The sequence below is a fragment of the Streptomyces sp. NPDC047049 genome (genome assembly GCF_040643995.1).
Lineage (GTDB): Bacteria > Actinomycetota > Actinomycetes > Streptomycetales > Streptomycetaceae > Streptomyces > Streptomyces mooreae.
In genome coordinates this window covers 90318-104252 of record NZ_JBEYVM010000001.1, presented here as the reverse complement: position 1 = coordinate 104252, position 13935 = coordinate 90318, and the positions used below count along the sequence as shown (strand labels likewise).

14 protein-coding genes are annotated in these 13935 nt (G+C 71.5%); 3 read left to right on the top strand and 11 right to left on the bottom strand.

Features of this window, described 5'->3' with window-relative positions:
• Positions 1 to 61 precede the first annotated feature (61 nt).
• Entirely contained in the window at positions 62 to 1105 is a 1044-nt protein-coding gene (locus ABZ851_RS00500; protein ID WP_361120101.1) for a S66 peptidase family protein, read from the bottom strand.
• A 487-nt stretch (positions 1106 to 1592) separates the two neighbouring features.
• On the opposite strand from ABZ851_RS00500, the gene ABZ851_RS00495 reads away from it, so the two are divergent.
• From ABZ851_RS00495 to ABZ851_RS00485, 3 genes are all read left to right on the top strand, one after another.
• Complete coding sequence (locus ABZ851_RS00495; protein ID WP_361120098.1) at positions 1593 to 1802, top strand: hypothetical protein; 210 nt, start codon at positions 1593 to 1595, stop codon at positions 1800 to 1802.
• Between the two features lie 207 nt (positions 1803 to 2009).
• Entirely contained in the window at positions 2010 to 3188 is a 1179-nt protein-coding gene (locus ABZ851_RS00490) for a pyridoxal phosphate-dependent aminotransferase (RefSeq protein ID WP_361120096.1), read from the top strand.
• The gene (locus ABZ851_RS00485) at positions 3178 to 3747 is read left to right on the top strand and encodes a LuxR C-terminal-related transcriptional regulator (protein WP_361120093.1); all 570 of its coding nucleotides are present in this window, start codon (positions 3178 to 3180) and stop codon (positions 3745 to 3747) included. The genes ABZ851_RS00490 and ABZ851_RS00485 overlap by 11 nt, the downstream gene beginning before the upstream one ends.
• Before the next feature lie 78 nt (positions 3748 to 3825).
• On the opposite strand, the gene ABZ851_RS00480 is transcribed toward ABZ851_RS00485, so the two are convergent.
• The 10 genes from ABZ851_RS00480 to ABZ851_RS00435 all read right to left on the bottom strand — a co-directional run bounded on the left by ABZ851_RS00480 (position 3826) and on the right by ABZ851_RS00435 (position 13809).
• A complete protein-coding gene (locus ABZ851_RS00480) occupies positions 3826 to 4308 on the bottom strand; it encodes an SAM-dependent methyltransferase (protein WP_361120090.1) in 483 nt (160 codons plus the stop codon).
• A gap of 28 nt (positions 4309 to 4336) precedes the next feature.
• Positions 4337 to 5695 (bottom strand): ATP-grasp domain-containing protein, encoded by a 1359-nt coding sequence (locus tag ABZ851_RS00475; RefSeq protein WP_361120087.1) that lies wholly within the window; start codon positions 5693 to 5695, stop codon positions 4337 to 4339.
• 11 nt (positions 5696 to 5706) lie between these two features.
• Positions 5707 to 6468, bottom strand: coding sequence for a class I SAM-dependent methyltransferase (locus ABZ851_RS00470; RefSeq protein WP_361120084.1), 762 nt, complete (start codon positions 6466 to 6468; stop codon positions 5707 to 5709).
• On the bottom strand, positions 6458 to 7516 hold the full coding sequence (locus tag ABZ851_RS00465) for a hypothetical protein (RefSeq protein WP_361120081.1): 1059 nt from the start codon (positions 7514 to 7516) through the stop codon (positions 6458 to 6460). The genes ABZ851_RS00470 and ABZ851_RS00465 overlap by 11 nt, the downstream gene beginning before the upstream one ends.
• Positions 7513 to 8562: a PLP-dependent transferase gene (locus ABZ851_RS00460; RefSeq protein ID WP_361120078.1), complete on the bottom strand. Its 1050-nt coding sequence runs from the start codon at positions 8560 to 8562 to the stop codon at positions 7513 to 7515. Before ABZ851_RS00460 ends, ABZ851_RS00465 begins: the two co-directional genes overlap by 4 nt.
• A complete protein-coding gene (locus ABZ851_RS00455) occupies positions 8559 to 10028 on the bottom strand; it encodes a radical SAM protein (RefSeq protein WP_361120075.1) in 1470 nt (489 codons plus the stop codon). The genes ABZ851_RS00460 and ABZ851_RS00455 overlap by 4 nt, the downstream gene beginning before the upstream one ends.
• Positions 10029 to 10108: 80 nt before the next feature.
• The gene (locus ABZ851_RS00450) at positions 10109 to 10603 is read right to left on the bottom strand and encodes an SAM-dependent methyltransferase (protein ID WP_361120072.1); all 495 of its coding nucleotides are present in this window, start codon (positions 10601 to 10603) and stop codon (positions 10109 to 10111) included.
• A 44-nt stretch (positions 10604 to 10647) separates the two neighbouring features.
• On the bottom strand, positions 10648 to 11724 hold the full coding sequence (locus ABZ851_RS00445; protein WP_361120069.1) for a thioesterase domain-containing protein: 1077 nt from the start codon (positions 11722 to 11724) through the stop codon (positions 10648 to 10650).
• Positions 11725 to 11770: 46 nt separating this feature from the next.
• Positions 11771 to 13000: an MFS transporter gene (locus tag ABZ851_RS00440; protein WP_361120066.1), complete on the bottom strand. Its 1230-nt coding sequence runs from the start codon at positions 12998 to 13000 to the stop codon at positions 11771 to 11773.
• The gene (locus ABZ851_RS00435; RefSeq protein ID WP_361120063.1) at positions 12997 to 13809 is read right to left on the bottom strand and encodes an alpha/beta hydrolase; all 813 of its coding nucleotides are present in this window, start codon (positions 13807 to 13809) and stop codon (positions 12997 to 12999) included. The genes ABZ851_RS00440 and ABZ851_RS00435 overlap by 4 nt, the downstream gene beginning before the upstream one ends.
• Positions 13810 to 13935: the final 126 nt, after the last annotated feature.

Here is a 13935-nt window from a genome sequence, read left to right as displayed (position 1 = left end):
CCCAGGCGAGCGGGCCGTCACCCGGTGGTCCGCTCACCTTCGGCCGCACCCCGGTGCCGCCTCAGTAGGTGACGACGACTCGGCGCGCCGGGCCGTCCACCCGGATGCGCCCGCCGACGGGGATCACCAGCTGGGGATCGGTGTGGCCGAGTTCGACGTCGAACACTGCCATGGTGTGGGGGGCGTACTCATGGAGGGCACGCAGGACGGCTTCTCGCTGCTGTGAGCGGAAGTGCGCCTTTTCAGGAGCGGTGAAGGGGTTGTCGAACGACCAGCTTTTCGCCCTGCCCATCAGCAGCGCGGGGAACTCTTGCAGCAATCCGCGTTCGCCCATGCTCCGGAGGATCCGGTAGACCTCCTGAGCATCCGGCATTTCCTCCGAAGTCTCCAGGAAGAGGACGTTGCCGGAGTAGCTGACGGCTGGCTGAATGCCGCGGTCAGCCAGCAGCAGCCGCGACAGGGTCTCCAGGCTGCCGCCCCAGCCGGCACCTTCGACCACACGGTCGGCGTTGTGCCAACTCCACCCTTCGGCGGGTTCCATGGCGGGTTCGGTCTCGAACGTGTGCGGTTCCTCCCAGGGGCGGTCGACGTCCCGGTAGGCGCTTGCGGGGGTGAGCTCGTACGCACCCGAAGTGAACAGCGCGGCCCTCAGGGACTCCGCTGTGAGCGGGTGCATGGCACCGGGCCGGCCCAGCTCGACCATGACCGCTCCGCCGTGGTAGCTGACGATGCCCAGGTCGCGCAGGAAGAGAAGCAGGTTGGTGTTGTCGCTGTGACCGAAGAACGGCTTCGGGTTGGCCCGGAGCAGAAGGCTGTCGAGGTGGGGGAGGACAGTGATCTGGTCGTCGCCTCCGATGCTGGCCATGACCGCCTTGATGTCCGGGTCCGCGAAAGCCGCGTGGATGTCCGCGGCGCGTTCCTCCGGCCCGGCCCCCATCTTCCGGGTCGTCGGGTATTCCACTGCCTTCAGGCCGAACTCGTCCCGCAGCCTGCGCAGCCCCAGTTCGTAGGGCAGCGGTAAGAGGCCGGGCAGGCCTGACGAAGGGGAGAGCACCGCGACGCGGTCTCCGGGGCGGGGTTTGGCGGGATAGAGAGGAGCCGTCATCTTCTGATCGTAAGAGTGGTGTGCCGGTGGGACCGGGTATCGCTGGGGGCGGTGCTCGACCGTGGAGCCAGGGTGACACCGTCTCGACGAGTGGGAGGCGCCAACCGGGGGGACCAGAAGCTTCTCGACCGGGTCGACGACTACTACGTGATCGGCAGCTTCGACGCGCTCGATGAACTGGCGCAGCTGGCAGTCGGCATCCGCTTTCGCCTATGTGCCGGCCCACGCCTTGGGCCGCCGGGGCCTGGGGCAGCGTGTTCGGGATCATCGCACCGGCGGGCAGCTGAGCCGCCCGGGGCTGAACCAGGGCTCCGTGACGCGCAGGCTTGCGGGCCATCCTTCTCTTCTCCTTCTGATCGGCTTTCGGCTCAGGGCGGGTGCGCACTGAGCCGACGGAAGGACGTTCGAAAGCGGGCGGGGCTGAACTGTTCCTGTCAGCGGGGGCGACCCCGGTGAAGCGAAGAGCCGCGGATGAAGGAGAGAAGCGATGATGAAGGCCCGGATCGTGACCCGTTCGGTGCTCGGCCTGGCCCTCGGGGCGGTGGCGGTGCTGACGGCGGTCGGGCCGGCCCAGGCCGCCACCCCGGCTCCCGGTGACACCCACGGGGACGTGACCCTGACCGTCACCGTCACCGGCACGGGCGCCGGTGACGTCCACGGGGGCACGTCCGCATCCTCGGACGACACCCACTGGTGAGATGACACCCGCTGGTGAGACGACGCCCACTGATGGGGCAACACCCCCTGGTGAGGCAACACCCACTGGTGAGAAGGAGAACCGGTTTCGGGCGACCACGGGCCGTGTGGGGCCCCGGCGTCGCCCTCCCGCCGGGCCGTCGCACGGCGGAGTCAGGCGTCACGCACGTTCATCCCCGATGGTTTCCTCCCGCAGGAGCACCCCGCCATGCCGTCTCGCGTCCGAGCTCTCGGTGACGTCCCCGGCTCTCCTCTCCACCCCCTCGATCGCGTGGAAGAGCTGCTGCGCGGCTCCGGGCACGCGGATCCGATCGGCTTGCACCGGGGCAGGACCGTCTTCGGACCCGGTGTCCGCTCCCGCGCCCGGGGCAGTGGGGAGTCCGGGTTCGCCCCTGACGAGCAGGCTCCTCCCGGCGGCGTCCCGGCGCTGCGCGCGGCGCTCGCCCAAGCCGCCGCCGCCCGGCGGCAGAGTGCCGTGTGCCCCGAACAGGTCCTGGTCACCGCTGGTGCCACGCACGCCCTCGCCGCCGCGCTGCACGCGATCCTGCGGGAGGGCGATGAGGTCCTGGTGCTCTCACCGCAGTGGCTGGTCACCACCGGCCTGATCCGGGCGGCCGGTGGAGTGCCGCGCGAGGTACCGGTCTTCCTGGAGCTCGGTGCGGCCCGCGGATTCGACTTCGCCGGGGCAGTCGAGAGGGCGGTGGCACCCAGGACCCGCGCGATCTACTTCAACAGCCCCAACAACCCCACCGGTTACCGGCTCGACGGCAGCCGGCTCGGTGCGCTCGCGGACCTGGCCGAGCGGCACGACCTCTGGCTGATCGCCGACAACACCTACGAGAGCTACGACTTCACCAGGGAGGGCTTCCTCGACATCGCGGCCGTCGGTGCGACGGCGGCGCGCACCCTCTCCCTGCACAGCTTCAGCACGACGTACGCGATGCCGGACGGCAGGGCGGGCTGCCTGATCTCCCCGCCGGGGCTGACGGAGCCGCTGGCCAAGTGGGCGCGGCACACGCGCCGTTCCGTCTCCACCCCGGCGCAGCGCGCCGTGTACGAGGCGCTGCGCACACCGCGCGAGGAACTCGACCGACGCCGGGACCGCGCCGCCGCGGCCGGGTGGCTTGCCGGTTCGACGCTGGCGGTTCCGCACACCAAGGCGTCCGGCGGGCTGTACACCTTCCTCGATCTGAGCACCTGGGGGGACGGCGAGCGGTTCGTTCACCGGTGCGCCCAGGCCGGTGTCGGTCTGGCCCCGGGCCGGGTCTTCGGGGCGCACTGCGGTAACCGGGCCCGCCTCTGCTTCACCGCCGCGCCGTGGCAGCGGGTGGCCGAGGCGATCGAACGCATCAACGAGATCTACGGGGAAGGCATCGATGAGCACTGAGACGATCACCCTCGAACGCCCGGAAACCGGTCCGCCGGCCGCCCGCGCCGACGTCGGCGGGATGCGCACGGCGATCTGTGACGGCCGGCCGCTCGTCCTGATGGGCCTGACGCACCTGCTGACCACCCAGTCGCCCTGCGAGGTCGTCTTCACCTCGGCCGATTCCTTTCCCGGGCCCGGGGCCGGGATCGACGTGCTGCTCGTCGAGGACGCCTTGGCCCAGGCCGTGCCGGACGGGCCGGAGTGGTGCGGGAGCGCGCCGGAGGTCGTCGTGGTGCGGGCCGAGGCGACCCCGGACCAGGTGCTGCGGCAGGTGTACGAGGCCGTGGAGCGCCGCACGCCGGTGCCCGTGGCCGACCGTGCGGCGCCCGGACTGTCGCCGCGCGAGCAGCAGGTGCTGCGGTTCATCGCATCCGGGATGACCCACGGCCAGGTGGCCCGGCGCATCGGCATCAGCCCGCACACCGTCGACACGTACGTCAAGCGGGTGCGCTCCAAGTTCGGCATCGGCAACAAGGCGGAACTGACCCGCGTCGCCCTCGGCCTCCAGCCCCTGTGAAGCCCGGCCGCGTTCCCCCGGCCCGGGCACGCCGTCTGCCGGGGCCGGGGGAACGCGGCTGCCCGCGCACCGGGCCGGTCAGTGGTAGTGGCGCATGATCTCGGTGGCCCAGTCGGGCTGCGTGGTGTGGCCCTGGGGGCCGAACTCGGCCATGTAGGGCTTGATGTCGAGGACGGGGGTGCCGTCGACGGCGTCCAGGCCCTGGACGTGCAGGTCGAGGCCGTCGGTCTTGAGGAGGCGGCAGCGGGAGACACCGAGCCGGTTGGGGCGGTTCTTGCCGCGCTGGGCGAAGATGCCGACCAGGGGCCAGTCGGTGTTGCCGCGCGGGTGCCGGGCCCCGGTCTGGATCTTGTCGGTGGGGACGCGGTCGAAGTGGTAGACGACCTCCAGGTGGGAGAAGGTGTCCAGGCCCGCCACCGCCTCCGGGCCGTACTGGCCGGCGTCCAGGCGGATGATCGCGGTCTCCTTGCCCCAGTCGTCGTCGCGGACCTCCGTCCGGCCGCCGACCACCCGGCCGACCGGCACCGAAACCACCTCGGCAGGAGTGCTGTTCTCGGGCATGCGCAGTGCCTTTCGCTCAAAGGGGCGGTCAGTCAGTCGAGTTGGCCCACCGTACCGAGGCCTGCGGTACGCCGGTGTGCGGTATGCCGGTATGTGGTGCGTCGGTGTGCGGTGCGCCGGTGTGCGGTACGTGCGTACCGCGCCAGAAGCGGTCCAGCCGCGCGCGGACCTGGTCCAGCAGTGCCCGCAGATCGGTGTGATCGGCGGCGGAGCCGTAGACCGTGCCGATCGCGCCGGTCGTGCCCCGGCGCCAGTCGGTGTGCCAGTGGGCGGGAGGGGAGACGTCGACGAGGTCGACGCCGGGCAGGTTCCCGAGATCGTCGAGGAGCGAGGAAGGGCCGGGCCGGAGCGGGCCGACGGGCGGGACGATCAGGTACTGGAAGGTCACCCGGTCCCCGTACAACCGGGCGGGGTCCGGGGAGGTGACGGGCAGGCCCAGTGCCATGCGGAGGGCGGCCGCCACCATGTCGTAGCCGGTGCGGCGCTGCACGATCTCGGCGACGAAACCGCCCAGCCGCCCGTTGACCTCGATGATCCGCGGCCCGTCCGGGGTGAGCTTGACCTCGGTGTGGGTGATGCCGTGCCGGATGCCGAGGGCCCGCACCGCCGCCTGTTCCCGGCGCACGATCTCGGCGGCGAGGGCGGGCGGGACGGGGGCCGGGAGCACATGGCCGGTCTCCCGGAAGGGCGGGACCAGCGGCGGCTTTCCGTTGAGTGCCGCGGTCCGCGGCTCGCCGTCGACGACCAGCGACTCCACGGAGACGTAGTCGGCCCAGCCGGGGCCGGTCCGCGCGGGGTCGCCGGGCAGGAACTCCTCCAGGACGAAGTCACGGTGGTCACCCCCGGCGAACTCCGCCAGCCGCGCGCGGCACTCGTCGGCCGAGGTGACCAGGCAGGTGTCCACGCTGCCCGCGCTGTGCCGGGGCTTGAGCACGGCGGGTGCCTTGACCCGGGCGAGCGCGGCGGCGGCCTCGTCCGGGTGGCGGAGCGGGACGCAACCGGTGCGCTGGACGCCCGCTTCCTCCAGCACCTGTCGTTGCCGGTACTTGTCGGTCAGGGCCTCCGCGGTGGCGCGGGAGTGGAAACGCACCCCGCAGTGCGCGGCCACCGCCGCCGTCAGGCGCAGCCGGTACTCGCTGAAGGTGAGGACGCCCGCGGGGTGCAGGCTCCCGGCCAGCCGGCACACCTCCGCCTCGCCGAGGCCGGTGACGTCGATGACCTCGGCGTGCTCCGCGACCTGCGCCAACTCGGCTGCCGGCGCCGGGTGTTCCGCCTCGTGCAGGAAGATCACCCGGCACAGGCCGCGCGCCGCCGAGAGGATGCGCAGCGGACTGGCGGAGCCCCGGTCATGGACGACCAGCAGGACCGGGAGGGCGGGGTGTGCCATGGCAGCCTCCGTTAGGCCCGGCGGGCGGTGATGTTGAGCCGTACGTAGTCGACGACCGGCTCGGGGAGGCGGGCGGCGACGTCGCGGACGAAGCGCTCGTGGTCGGACTCGGGGAGCTTGTCGAGGTGGGAGCCGAGGACCACGGTCGCCAGGTAGCTCCACAGCTGCTCGCCCGGCTCCAGCCGGGCCGGGTCGGGCAGCAGGCTGACCTCGATGCCGGTGAACCCGGCGTCCTTCAGGCGCTCGGTGGTCTCCTCGACACCGGCGAAGTACCAGACCCTGTCCTTGTCATCCCTCCCGTCGGCCTTCTTGCCCAGCACCTCGTCCACGGCTGCGTTGATCCGCGCGACATTGCCCTGGCCGCCGCACTCGGCGACGAACTGGCCGCCCGGTCGCAGGTGCCGGGCCAGGTTGGTGAAGAGCGCCGCGTGATCGGTGATCCAGTGGAAGGTGGCCACGCTGGTGATCGCGTCGACCTGGCCGGACACCGGCAGGGGCTTGGTCAGGTCGGCGTGGACGACCTCGATCCGGTCGGCCCGGTCGGCCAGCTTGGTGCGCAGCTGGTCGAGCATGCGACGGGAGCCGTCGACGCCGATCACCCGGCCGTCCGGGACCAGGTCGAGCAACGCGGCGGTGTCACGGCCGGTGCCGCAGCCGGCGTCCAGGACGGTTTCGCCACCCGTCAGGTGCAGCCGGCCCAGGGTGCGCTTGCCCCACTGCTGGTGCGGCAGGGGAAGCGAGTCGTACGTCTTGGCGTCCCATTCACGAGGCACGGTGGTGCTCCTTGGTGTCGTTCATGCGGTGGTTCTCGGTGTGCGGTACGGGGACCGGGGTGCCGTCCAGGACCAGCCGGACCTCGATCGGGTGGGCTTCCCTGACCAGCCGCAGGGCATCTCCCTCGGCGAGCCAGCGGCGTATGGCGCCGGCCGCCGTGCCGCCCTCCTCCGTCGGGTCGGCGGGCAGCAGCTGGACGAGGACGTTGCGCAGTCCTGCGGGTGCGTCGGGGGAGGAGGAGTAGGGGCCGCGCAGGTCGATACGGCCGGAGGCGTGCACGGACGCGGACGCCTCGCCGGGGGCGGCGGCCCGCGGGTCGGTGAACCCGAGGGCTTCCGCCGCCAGCGCGGCCAGGACGTACTCCTGGGCGCTCGGGGCGAGGTCGGCGCCGAACAGCTGCTTGGGCTGGTCGGACTCGGCGTGCACGCCGTCGGCCTCGGCGATGACGTGAGTGCCGACCTCCCACCTCACCTGGGCGGTACGCCGCCTGACGGCCGCGAACTCCTCCGCGCCGGCCGGGCCGGGACGGCTGAGGAGGTGCACGTCCTGGGCGGTCTGCACCACGGCCTTGATGTCGTTGGGTTCCGCCAGGGTGCGGTGCACGCTGTCCCGCGCACGGGCCGCCGCGACCGCCCGCCGGGCCTGCCCGGTGGAGACACCGCCGTCGAGACGTATCCCGTACGAGAGCCTGACGGAGCCGTCCGCTGCGAACTCGGCACAGGGCCGCACCTCCAGGAGCTCCGGGCCGCACCCCGCACCGGACAGCTCGGTGACCACGCTGTCCGCCACGGACGCCCCCAGTGCCACCAGCAGCGACCCGACCGGATCGAGGTGGTCGCCGGAGCCGGACCCGCACCGCTGGTCGATACCGAAGGCCCGGGCCACCCGGGTGGATCCGAGCCGCATCGGTTCGGTGTGCACCCGGCAGTGGCCGGCCGCCACGGGCCGGGCCGCCACGCCGACGCTCAGCTGTGCCTCCCAGGAGTCCTCCCCGATCTGCTCGGCCAGCGACTGCCGGGCTCGTAGATCGACGCCGTTCAGCATCACGTGTCAGCTCCGTTGCTCTGTTCAAGGGCCGCGTCCAGGGCCCGCCTCAGCCGGGTCGCCAGGGCGTCACTGCCGGTGATGCCCACCTCCAGGCGGACCAGTTGCCGCGTGATGCCCGCTTCCCGGCGGATCCGCTCGCTCAGGTGGGCGTGGCTGGTGTGGGCGGGCAGCCGGGCGGAGCCGGCGAGCGGTGTGCCGTCGCCGTTGCCGGCGGCCAGGATGCCGGACAGGTCGCGGATCTCCGGTACGACCTCGAAGGACAGCAGTCCGCCGAAGCCCTCGTGGGTTTCCAGGGCCCACGGTGCCTCGTCGAAGGACGGTCGGTGCACTGCCCGGACGGCGGGGTGCGCGCGCAGTGCCGCGGCGACCCGCTCGGCGCCGTCCCGCTGGGCGGACAGCCGCAGGTGCAGGGTGGCCAGGGAGCGTTCCAGCAGGTGGGCGGCCCAGTCGTGCACCTCGCCGCCGAGCCGCGCGCACTGTTCGGCGATGCGGGGCAGATACCGGTCCAGGCCGGTGACCAGGGCGGCGCCGACGTCCCCCCAGCCGTCGAGATAGGGGGCCGTGTCCTCGATGACGACCACGGCGCCGGTCTCCAGGGGCCGCAGTTCGGCGGGTGACAGCGCGGTGTTGTCCACGACCAGCAGCAGGTCGTTCATCTGGGCGTGGATGGCGATCTCGTTGAGCGGGGCCGGGCGCATCAGCGGGTCGCTCAGGGACGGCGCGTACACGACCTGGGTTTCGGGCCGTACGGCGGCGATGACGGCGTCCGCGTCGGTGCAGTCGACGAAGGTCACCGTGCGTCCCAGGCCCGTGAGTTCCCGGGTCAGGACGCCGCGCAGCGGGTCGCAGACCTGGTCGGAGGCGATGAGGTGCCCGCCCGGGTTGGTCAGGGCGAGCAGCGTGCCCGTGGTGGCGGCCACCGCTCCGGGTACGAGCAGCGCACGGTCGGCGCCGTGCAGGGCGGCGAAGGCGTCCTCGACCCGGCGGACCGGCCCGTGGGCCGGGGACGCGGGGACGGTCGTGGGTGCGGTCTGCTGCACGGTCACCGCCGGCACACGGGCGCGTCGGACAGGCCGATGCGCTGGTGGAAGTAGTGGAAGATGATCTCCTCGTGCAGGGCCTCGCCGTCCAGGGTCGGACGGAGGGCGGTGCCGTTGCCGGCCTTCTCGACCAGGCCGCGCTCCAGCAGCTCGGCGAACGCGGAGGCGAAGGGCTCCATCTCCAGCAGGTCGGCGCCGAACCGCTCCTTGTAGCGCTCCAGGACGATCGGCTGGTTGGCCTTGAAGTTGAAGCCGAGCGCGGTGCCGATGGCCTTGTGGCCACTGAGCCGGCGGCCGAAGTTGAGCGGCAGGCCCTCGTTGTTCTGCATGAACGACACGTACTTGCTGATGTCGGTGATGTTGTGCGTCTGCAGGAACTCCTCCTCGGCACCGGTGAGCCAGCCGTAGGCCCCGGGACCGTAGGCGATCATGGTGTTGTAGTGCTCCCACTTGTTCTTCGAGGTCTGCGGGATGTTGCCGCCCTCGTAGGTGCCGGGCCGGCTCCACCAGCCGCAGGGGCTGGGGTAGTAGCCCTGCTCCAGCAGGACCTCGACGGCCTCCTGGCGCATCGCGTACGTCGAGTCCAGGCCCGGGAAACGGCCCTCGCGGATGAGCCGTTCGCGCACCGCGGGGTTGTTCCAGACCGCGCGGTTGCCGATGCCCATCTCCTCCCGGTCGGCGTTGCGCAGCCGGTAGATGGTGATGGTGGGAACGCCGAGGCCGGTCAGGATCTCCATGTCGCGGCGTACCGACTCCGGGGTCTGGTACGGCAGGCCGAACATCATGTCGACGTTGAAGGGGCAGCCGGTGGCGAGCAGGTTCTCGACCGCCTCGATCGACTGGGCCGCGGAGTGGCGGCGCTTGGTGAAGTCGTTCACCTCGTCCTGCAGCGACTGCACCCCGAGACTGAACCGGTTGAAGCCCAGCTCCCGTGCGGTCTCCAGGTGGTGGCGCTGGAAGTTCTCCGGGTTGCCCTCGATGTTGAACTCGATGCCGTCGGCCAGTTCGTAGTTCTCCCGGACGTGCTCGACCAGCGGCTTGATGAAGTCGGGGCTGTTGAGCAGCAGGGCCGCGGTGCCGCCGCCGATGTAGAAGGACTCGATGCGGGCCCGGGGTATCCAGTCGTAGCGGTCCAGGTAGCGGCGGGACTCCTCGATCAGCAGGTCGGACCACAGGCGCAGGGCGCCGTCCTCCTTGCCGCGGGGCACCAGCCGTTTGACGTAGTTGCAGAAATGACAGATGTAGTTGCAGAGCGGGAGGTGGAAGTACAGGTGTGCCGGGTGGCCCGCGCCCGGGAACGCGCCGTACTCCGCGGCGAGTTCGTCGCTGCTGAGCCGGTCACCCTCGTTCGAGGTGACGTTGATGTTGTACTCGTCGCGCGGGATCTGGAGCTGCGGGTTGCGGTCGAGGAGACGACCGAGGTTGAGTTCGAGATCGGCCGTGGTGCCGCCGGTCGTGGTGTGGACGGACATGTGACTCCTTGGTTGTGGAGGGCCCGGGGTGGCTTGTGGCCGGACCGGGTGGGAGGAGTGGCACGAGGACGGTGTGGCGTTCAGGGGCTGTAGTAGCGGGACATCGCCGCGTGCAGCCAGGCCGGCTCGCGGACCGTCTCCGCCTCCGGCTGGAAGAGCCGCTGGTACGGCTTGATGTCGAGGACCGGCGTGCCGTCCAGCGCGTCGAGTGCCCGTACGTGCAGGGACAGGCCGTCGACGCGGACCAGCTCGCAGCGCGAGACGCCGAGCCGGTTGGGGCGTTCCTTGAGCCGTTGGGCGAGGATGCCGAGGCGGGGCAGGTCGGTGCGGTCCCGGGGGTGGCAGTCGCCGGTGACGGCCGCGGTCTCGGGGACCAGATGGAAGTGGAAGACGATTTCGAGGTGCGAGAACTGCTCCAGGCCGGTCACGGCCTCGGGCCGCAGCCGCTCGGGGTCCAGCTCGATGACCGAGCTGACACCGCCCCAGCGGTCGTGTTCGGGCACGCTGCGGGGCGAGCGGACGACGCCGATGGGGTGGACGACGTACGAGGGCGAGGTCCCGTGGGTCTCCTGCATGGGTACTCCGTTCCGTGGGACGGCGGTCATCCGGGTGCGGGCCGTCAGGAGGCCGGGGCGGCCGCGGACACCGTGTCGAGCTGTTCGCGCAGCCGGCGGCCCAGGACCTCGACCTGGCCGGGCTCGACCATCGTGAAGTGGTCGCCCGGGACGTCGATGACGACGGCTTGCTCCGCGACCTCGCCCCAGCCCAGGTCCTCGGGGAGCGTGCCGCCCTCCAGGGAGCGGTCGGTGACGCGGAAGACGGTGACGGGGCCGTCGTACGGCTTGATCTCGTAGGCCGTCAGGGCGTCCAGGTTGTGCTGATACATATCGACCATGCGACGCAGCCGGTCGGCGTCGAAGTCGGCGGGCATGGTGCCGGCCGCGACGGCCCGCTCCACCAGGACCTGCGCCCGGGTGCCGGGGTCCAGCCCGCGCAGCCAGTCGACGTCCAGCTCCAGCCGGAGCCCGCGCCACAGCAGGGCGCGCAGCGCGAAGTCCGGGTCTCCGCTGGGCTCGACCGTGATGCGGGTGTCCAGCAGGCCGACGAGCCCGACGCGCTCACCGCGCTCCCGGAGCCGGCGGGCGATCTCGTAGGCGAGCAGTCCGCCCATCGAGTAGCCGATCAGGTTCCACGGGGCGCCGTCGGGGTGGACGGTCCGCAGCTGCTCGATGAAGTGCTCGGCGATCTCCTCGAGCGAGGAGAGGGGTTCCTCGCCGGGCAGCAGGCCGAGCGACTGCAGGGCCCAGAAGGGCTGGTCGAGGCCCATGGCGCGGGCGATGGGCGGGTAGAGCAGCACGGTTCCCGACACCGGCGGCAGGGCGTACACCGGGCTGCCGTCCGAACCCTGCTGGACGCGGACCAGCTGGCCCTGCCGCTGGGCCGTGCCACCCCGGACGATCTCCGCGAGTTCGGCGACCGTGGCCGCGGAGAGCAGGTCCGCGGCGGTCAGGTCGACCTGGAAGAGCCTGCGCACTTCCACCGTCAGCTTGATGGCGAGCAGCGAGTGGCCGCCGAGCGAAAAGAAGTCATCGTGGATGCCGACGTCGTCGCGGCCCAGCAAACGGCGCCAGATATCGGTGAGTTGGAGCTCCACGCCGTCGCGGCCGAGGACGCTGGTGGTTTCTGTGTGGGTCATCGTCTCCCTCGTCTGACATGTCGTAGGGGTGGGCGGCACGGACCGTTCAGGCGGCGGTCGCGGCGGCTGAACGGGCCCCGGCCAGCCGGCCCTCGGCCCAGCGCACCGCCGGTGCCATCGCCAGCCCGCCGGCCAGGAACACCGCGCCCAGGACCATCCAGCCGGGCGTGCCCCAGTCGATGAGGAGCAGGGTCAGCGAGACCGGGCCGAACATCTGGACGGCCGCGATCCCGGTGTTGAACAGGCCCTGGTACTGGCCCTGTTTGTCCGCCGGGGCGAGTTCGTAGCCGATCACCCAGGAGCCGGCCGACTGGACCATCTCGCCGTACACATGGAGCGCCGCGGCCACCGCCAGCGCCGCCGTCGCCGCGACCGGGCCACGCCCGGCCGACAGGGCGAAGGCCGCACAGCACCCGAGCAGGGCCACTCCGGCGGTGCGGTAGGCACGGACGGCGGAGGGCAGTCCCTCGATCTTCTTGGTCAGGGGGACCTGCAGGCCGACGACGGCGAGCGTGTTGAGGAGCAGCAGTACGGCGGTGAGCGCGGGCGGTGCGCCGGTGTGGAGCGCGATCCACAGCGGGAGGATCACTTCGAGGATCGGGATGTGCAGCAGCATCACCATGTTCAGCACGGCGAGCAGTGCGTACGGGGTGTCGCGCAGCACCGCGAGCCGCGGCTCGCCCGGCGTGCGCCGGGGGGCGGGCGGTACGGCGGGCAGCCGCAGGAACAGCAGGCCGCAGCCCAGAAAGCTCACCGCGTTGAGGAGAAAGGTGAGCCGGTACGCCGTGCCGGTGTCCCACAGCAGGGCCAGACCGCCGAGCCCGGCGCCGGCCGAGACGCCCACATTGGTGACGACGCGGATCTTGGCGCGGACGCGGACCAGGTTGTCGGCGTTCAGTACGGCCGGGATCAGCGCCTGCCGGGCCGCGTGGGCGCCGCGCTCGAACAGGGCGTACAGGAAGGCGATCACGACGAACACGGGGAAGGAGGCGGTCGTCAGATAGGCGCCGGTGGCGAGACCCGCGAGGGCGAGGAGCGCCGCCGCGGTGCCGCGCGGGCCCCTGCGGTCGGCGAGGTGGCCGAAGGGGACGCCCGCGAACAGGCCCGCGATGCCGGCGATGGTCAGGCCGAGGCCGAGCCGGGACGGGCTGAAGCCCACGATCCGGGTGAAGTAGAGGGCGGAACAGGTCAGGAAGACGCCGTTTCCCAGGGAATTGACGAGTGTGCCGAGAATGAGGGTGCGGCCGGGGCCGTCTTCGATGAGCCGGGACTTCACGCGGATTTTTCCTTCTCGCCGATTCCGTTGCCCATGCCGTTGCCGTTGCCGCTGCCGTTTCCGGAAAGCCCGGGAAGACCGGAAATCCCGGCGAAGTGATCCCGATAGAATTCACGCATCACGGACGCGATCTCCTCCGTATTGCGGTAGCAGTCGGCATGCGAACCCCGGATGGTCTCCAGCCGGAGCATTCCGCCGCTCCGGCCGGAAAGGCGCTCGCGTTCGCCGGCCAGGAGGTTGCCGCTGTCGGTGCCGGCCAGCACCAGCACCGGGATGCCGAGCCGTTCCAGCAGGTCCGGCAGGTGCCCGAAGTCGTAGGTCCAGCGCAGCAGGCTGCCCTCGGCCCACTCGTCGGCCACGTGCAGCGCGGGGTGCGCGTCGAAGGACTGGTCGATCACCACCAGGCTGCGTACCCGGGACGCGCCCCAGGTGACCGCGGAGACGGCCGCCACCAGCCCGCCGTACGAGTAGCCGACCAGGTGCACCTCGTCCGGCAGGATGTCGGCGATGCGGTGGAGGTCGGCGGAGAAGTCGAGTACCGAGTAGCCCCAGTCCGGCTGGTGGCTGTCGCCGTGGGAACGCAGCGAGGGGTGGACGGCGACACAACCGGCCGGGCACAGGGCGTCGCCGAGCGGCCGCAGCTGGCTTTTGTCACCGCCGAATCCGTGCAGCAGGAGCATGCTGCCCGGGGCTCCGCCGGCCGGGGAGAGCCCGGGCACGGCGTCGTAGTCCAGCAGTTCGACGCCGCTGTCGTGTCCCGACAGGGCCGGTGCGGGCAGAATGCGGTCTTCCGGTCCGGCAACGCTCATGGACATCAACCCCCTTGAGGAAAGCCGAGGTGGCTGCCCGGCCTCATCAGATTCCAGTCCGGCCGTGGGAAAGGTCAATGCCGGCCGCTGTCCCCGGATTCGGGTACGTGACAACGGGAGTGAAGG

Coding starts and splice junctions, on each gene's coding strand:
- ABZ851_RS00500 (WP_361120101.1), bottom strand. CDS start 1,105: ATGACGGCTCCTCTCTATCCCGCCAAACCCCGCCCCGGAGACCGCGTC.
- ABZ851_RS00495 (WP_361120098.1), top strand. CDS start 1,593: ATGATGAAGGCCCGGATCGTGACCCGTTCGGTGCTCGGCCTGGCCCTC.
- ABZ851_RS00490 (WP_361120096.1), top strand. CDS start 2,010: ATGCCGTCTCGCGTCCGAGCTCTCGGTGACGTCCCCGGCTCTCCTCTC.
- ABZ851_RS00485 (WP_361120093.1), top strand. CDS start 3,178: ATGAGCACTGAGACGATCACCCTCGAACGCCCGGAAACCGGTCCGCCG.
- ABZ851_RS00480 (WP_361120090.1), bottom strand. CDS start 4,308: ATGCCCGAGAACAGCACTCCTGCCGAGGTGGTTTCGGTGCCGGTCGGC.
- ABZ851_RS00475 (WP_361120087.1), bottom strand. CDS start 5,695: ATGGCACACCCCGCCCTCCCGGTCCTGCTGGTCGTCCATGACCGGGGC.
- ABZ851_RS00455 (WP_361120075.1), bottom strand. CDS start 10,028: ATGTCCGTCCACACCACGACCGGCGGCACCACGGCCGATCTCGAACTC.
- ABZ851_RS00450 (WP_361120072.1), bottom strand. CDS start 10,603: ATGCAGGAGACCCACGGGACCTCGCCCTCGTACGTCGTCCACCCCATC.
- ABZ851_RS00445 (WP_361120069.1), bottom strand. CDS start 11,724: ATGACCCACACAGAAACCACCAGCGTCCTCGGCCGCGACGGCGTGGAG.
- ABZ851_RS00435 (WP_361120063.1), bottom strand. CDS start 13,809: ATGAGCGTTGCCGGACCGGAAGACCGCATTCTGCCCGCACCGGCCCTG.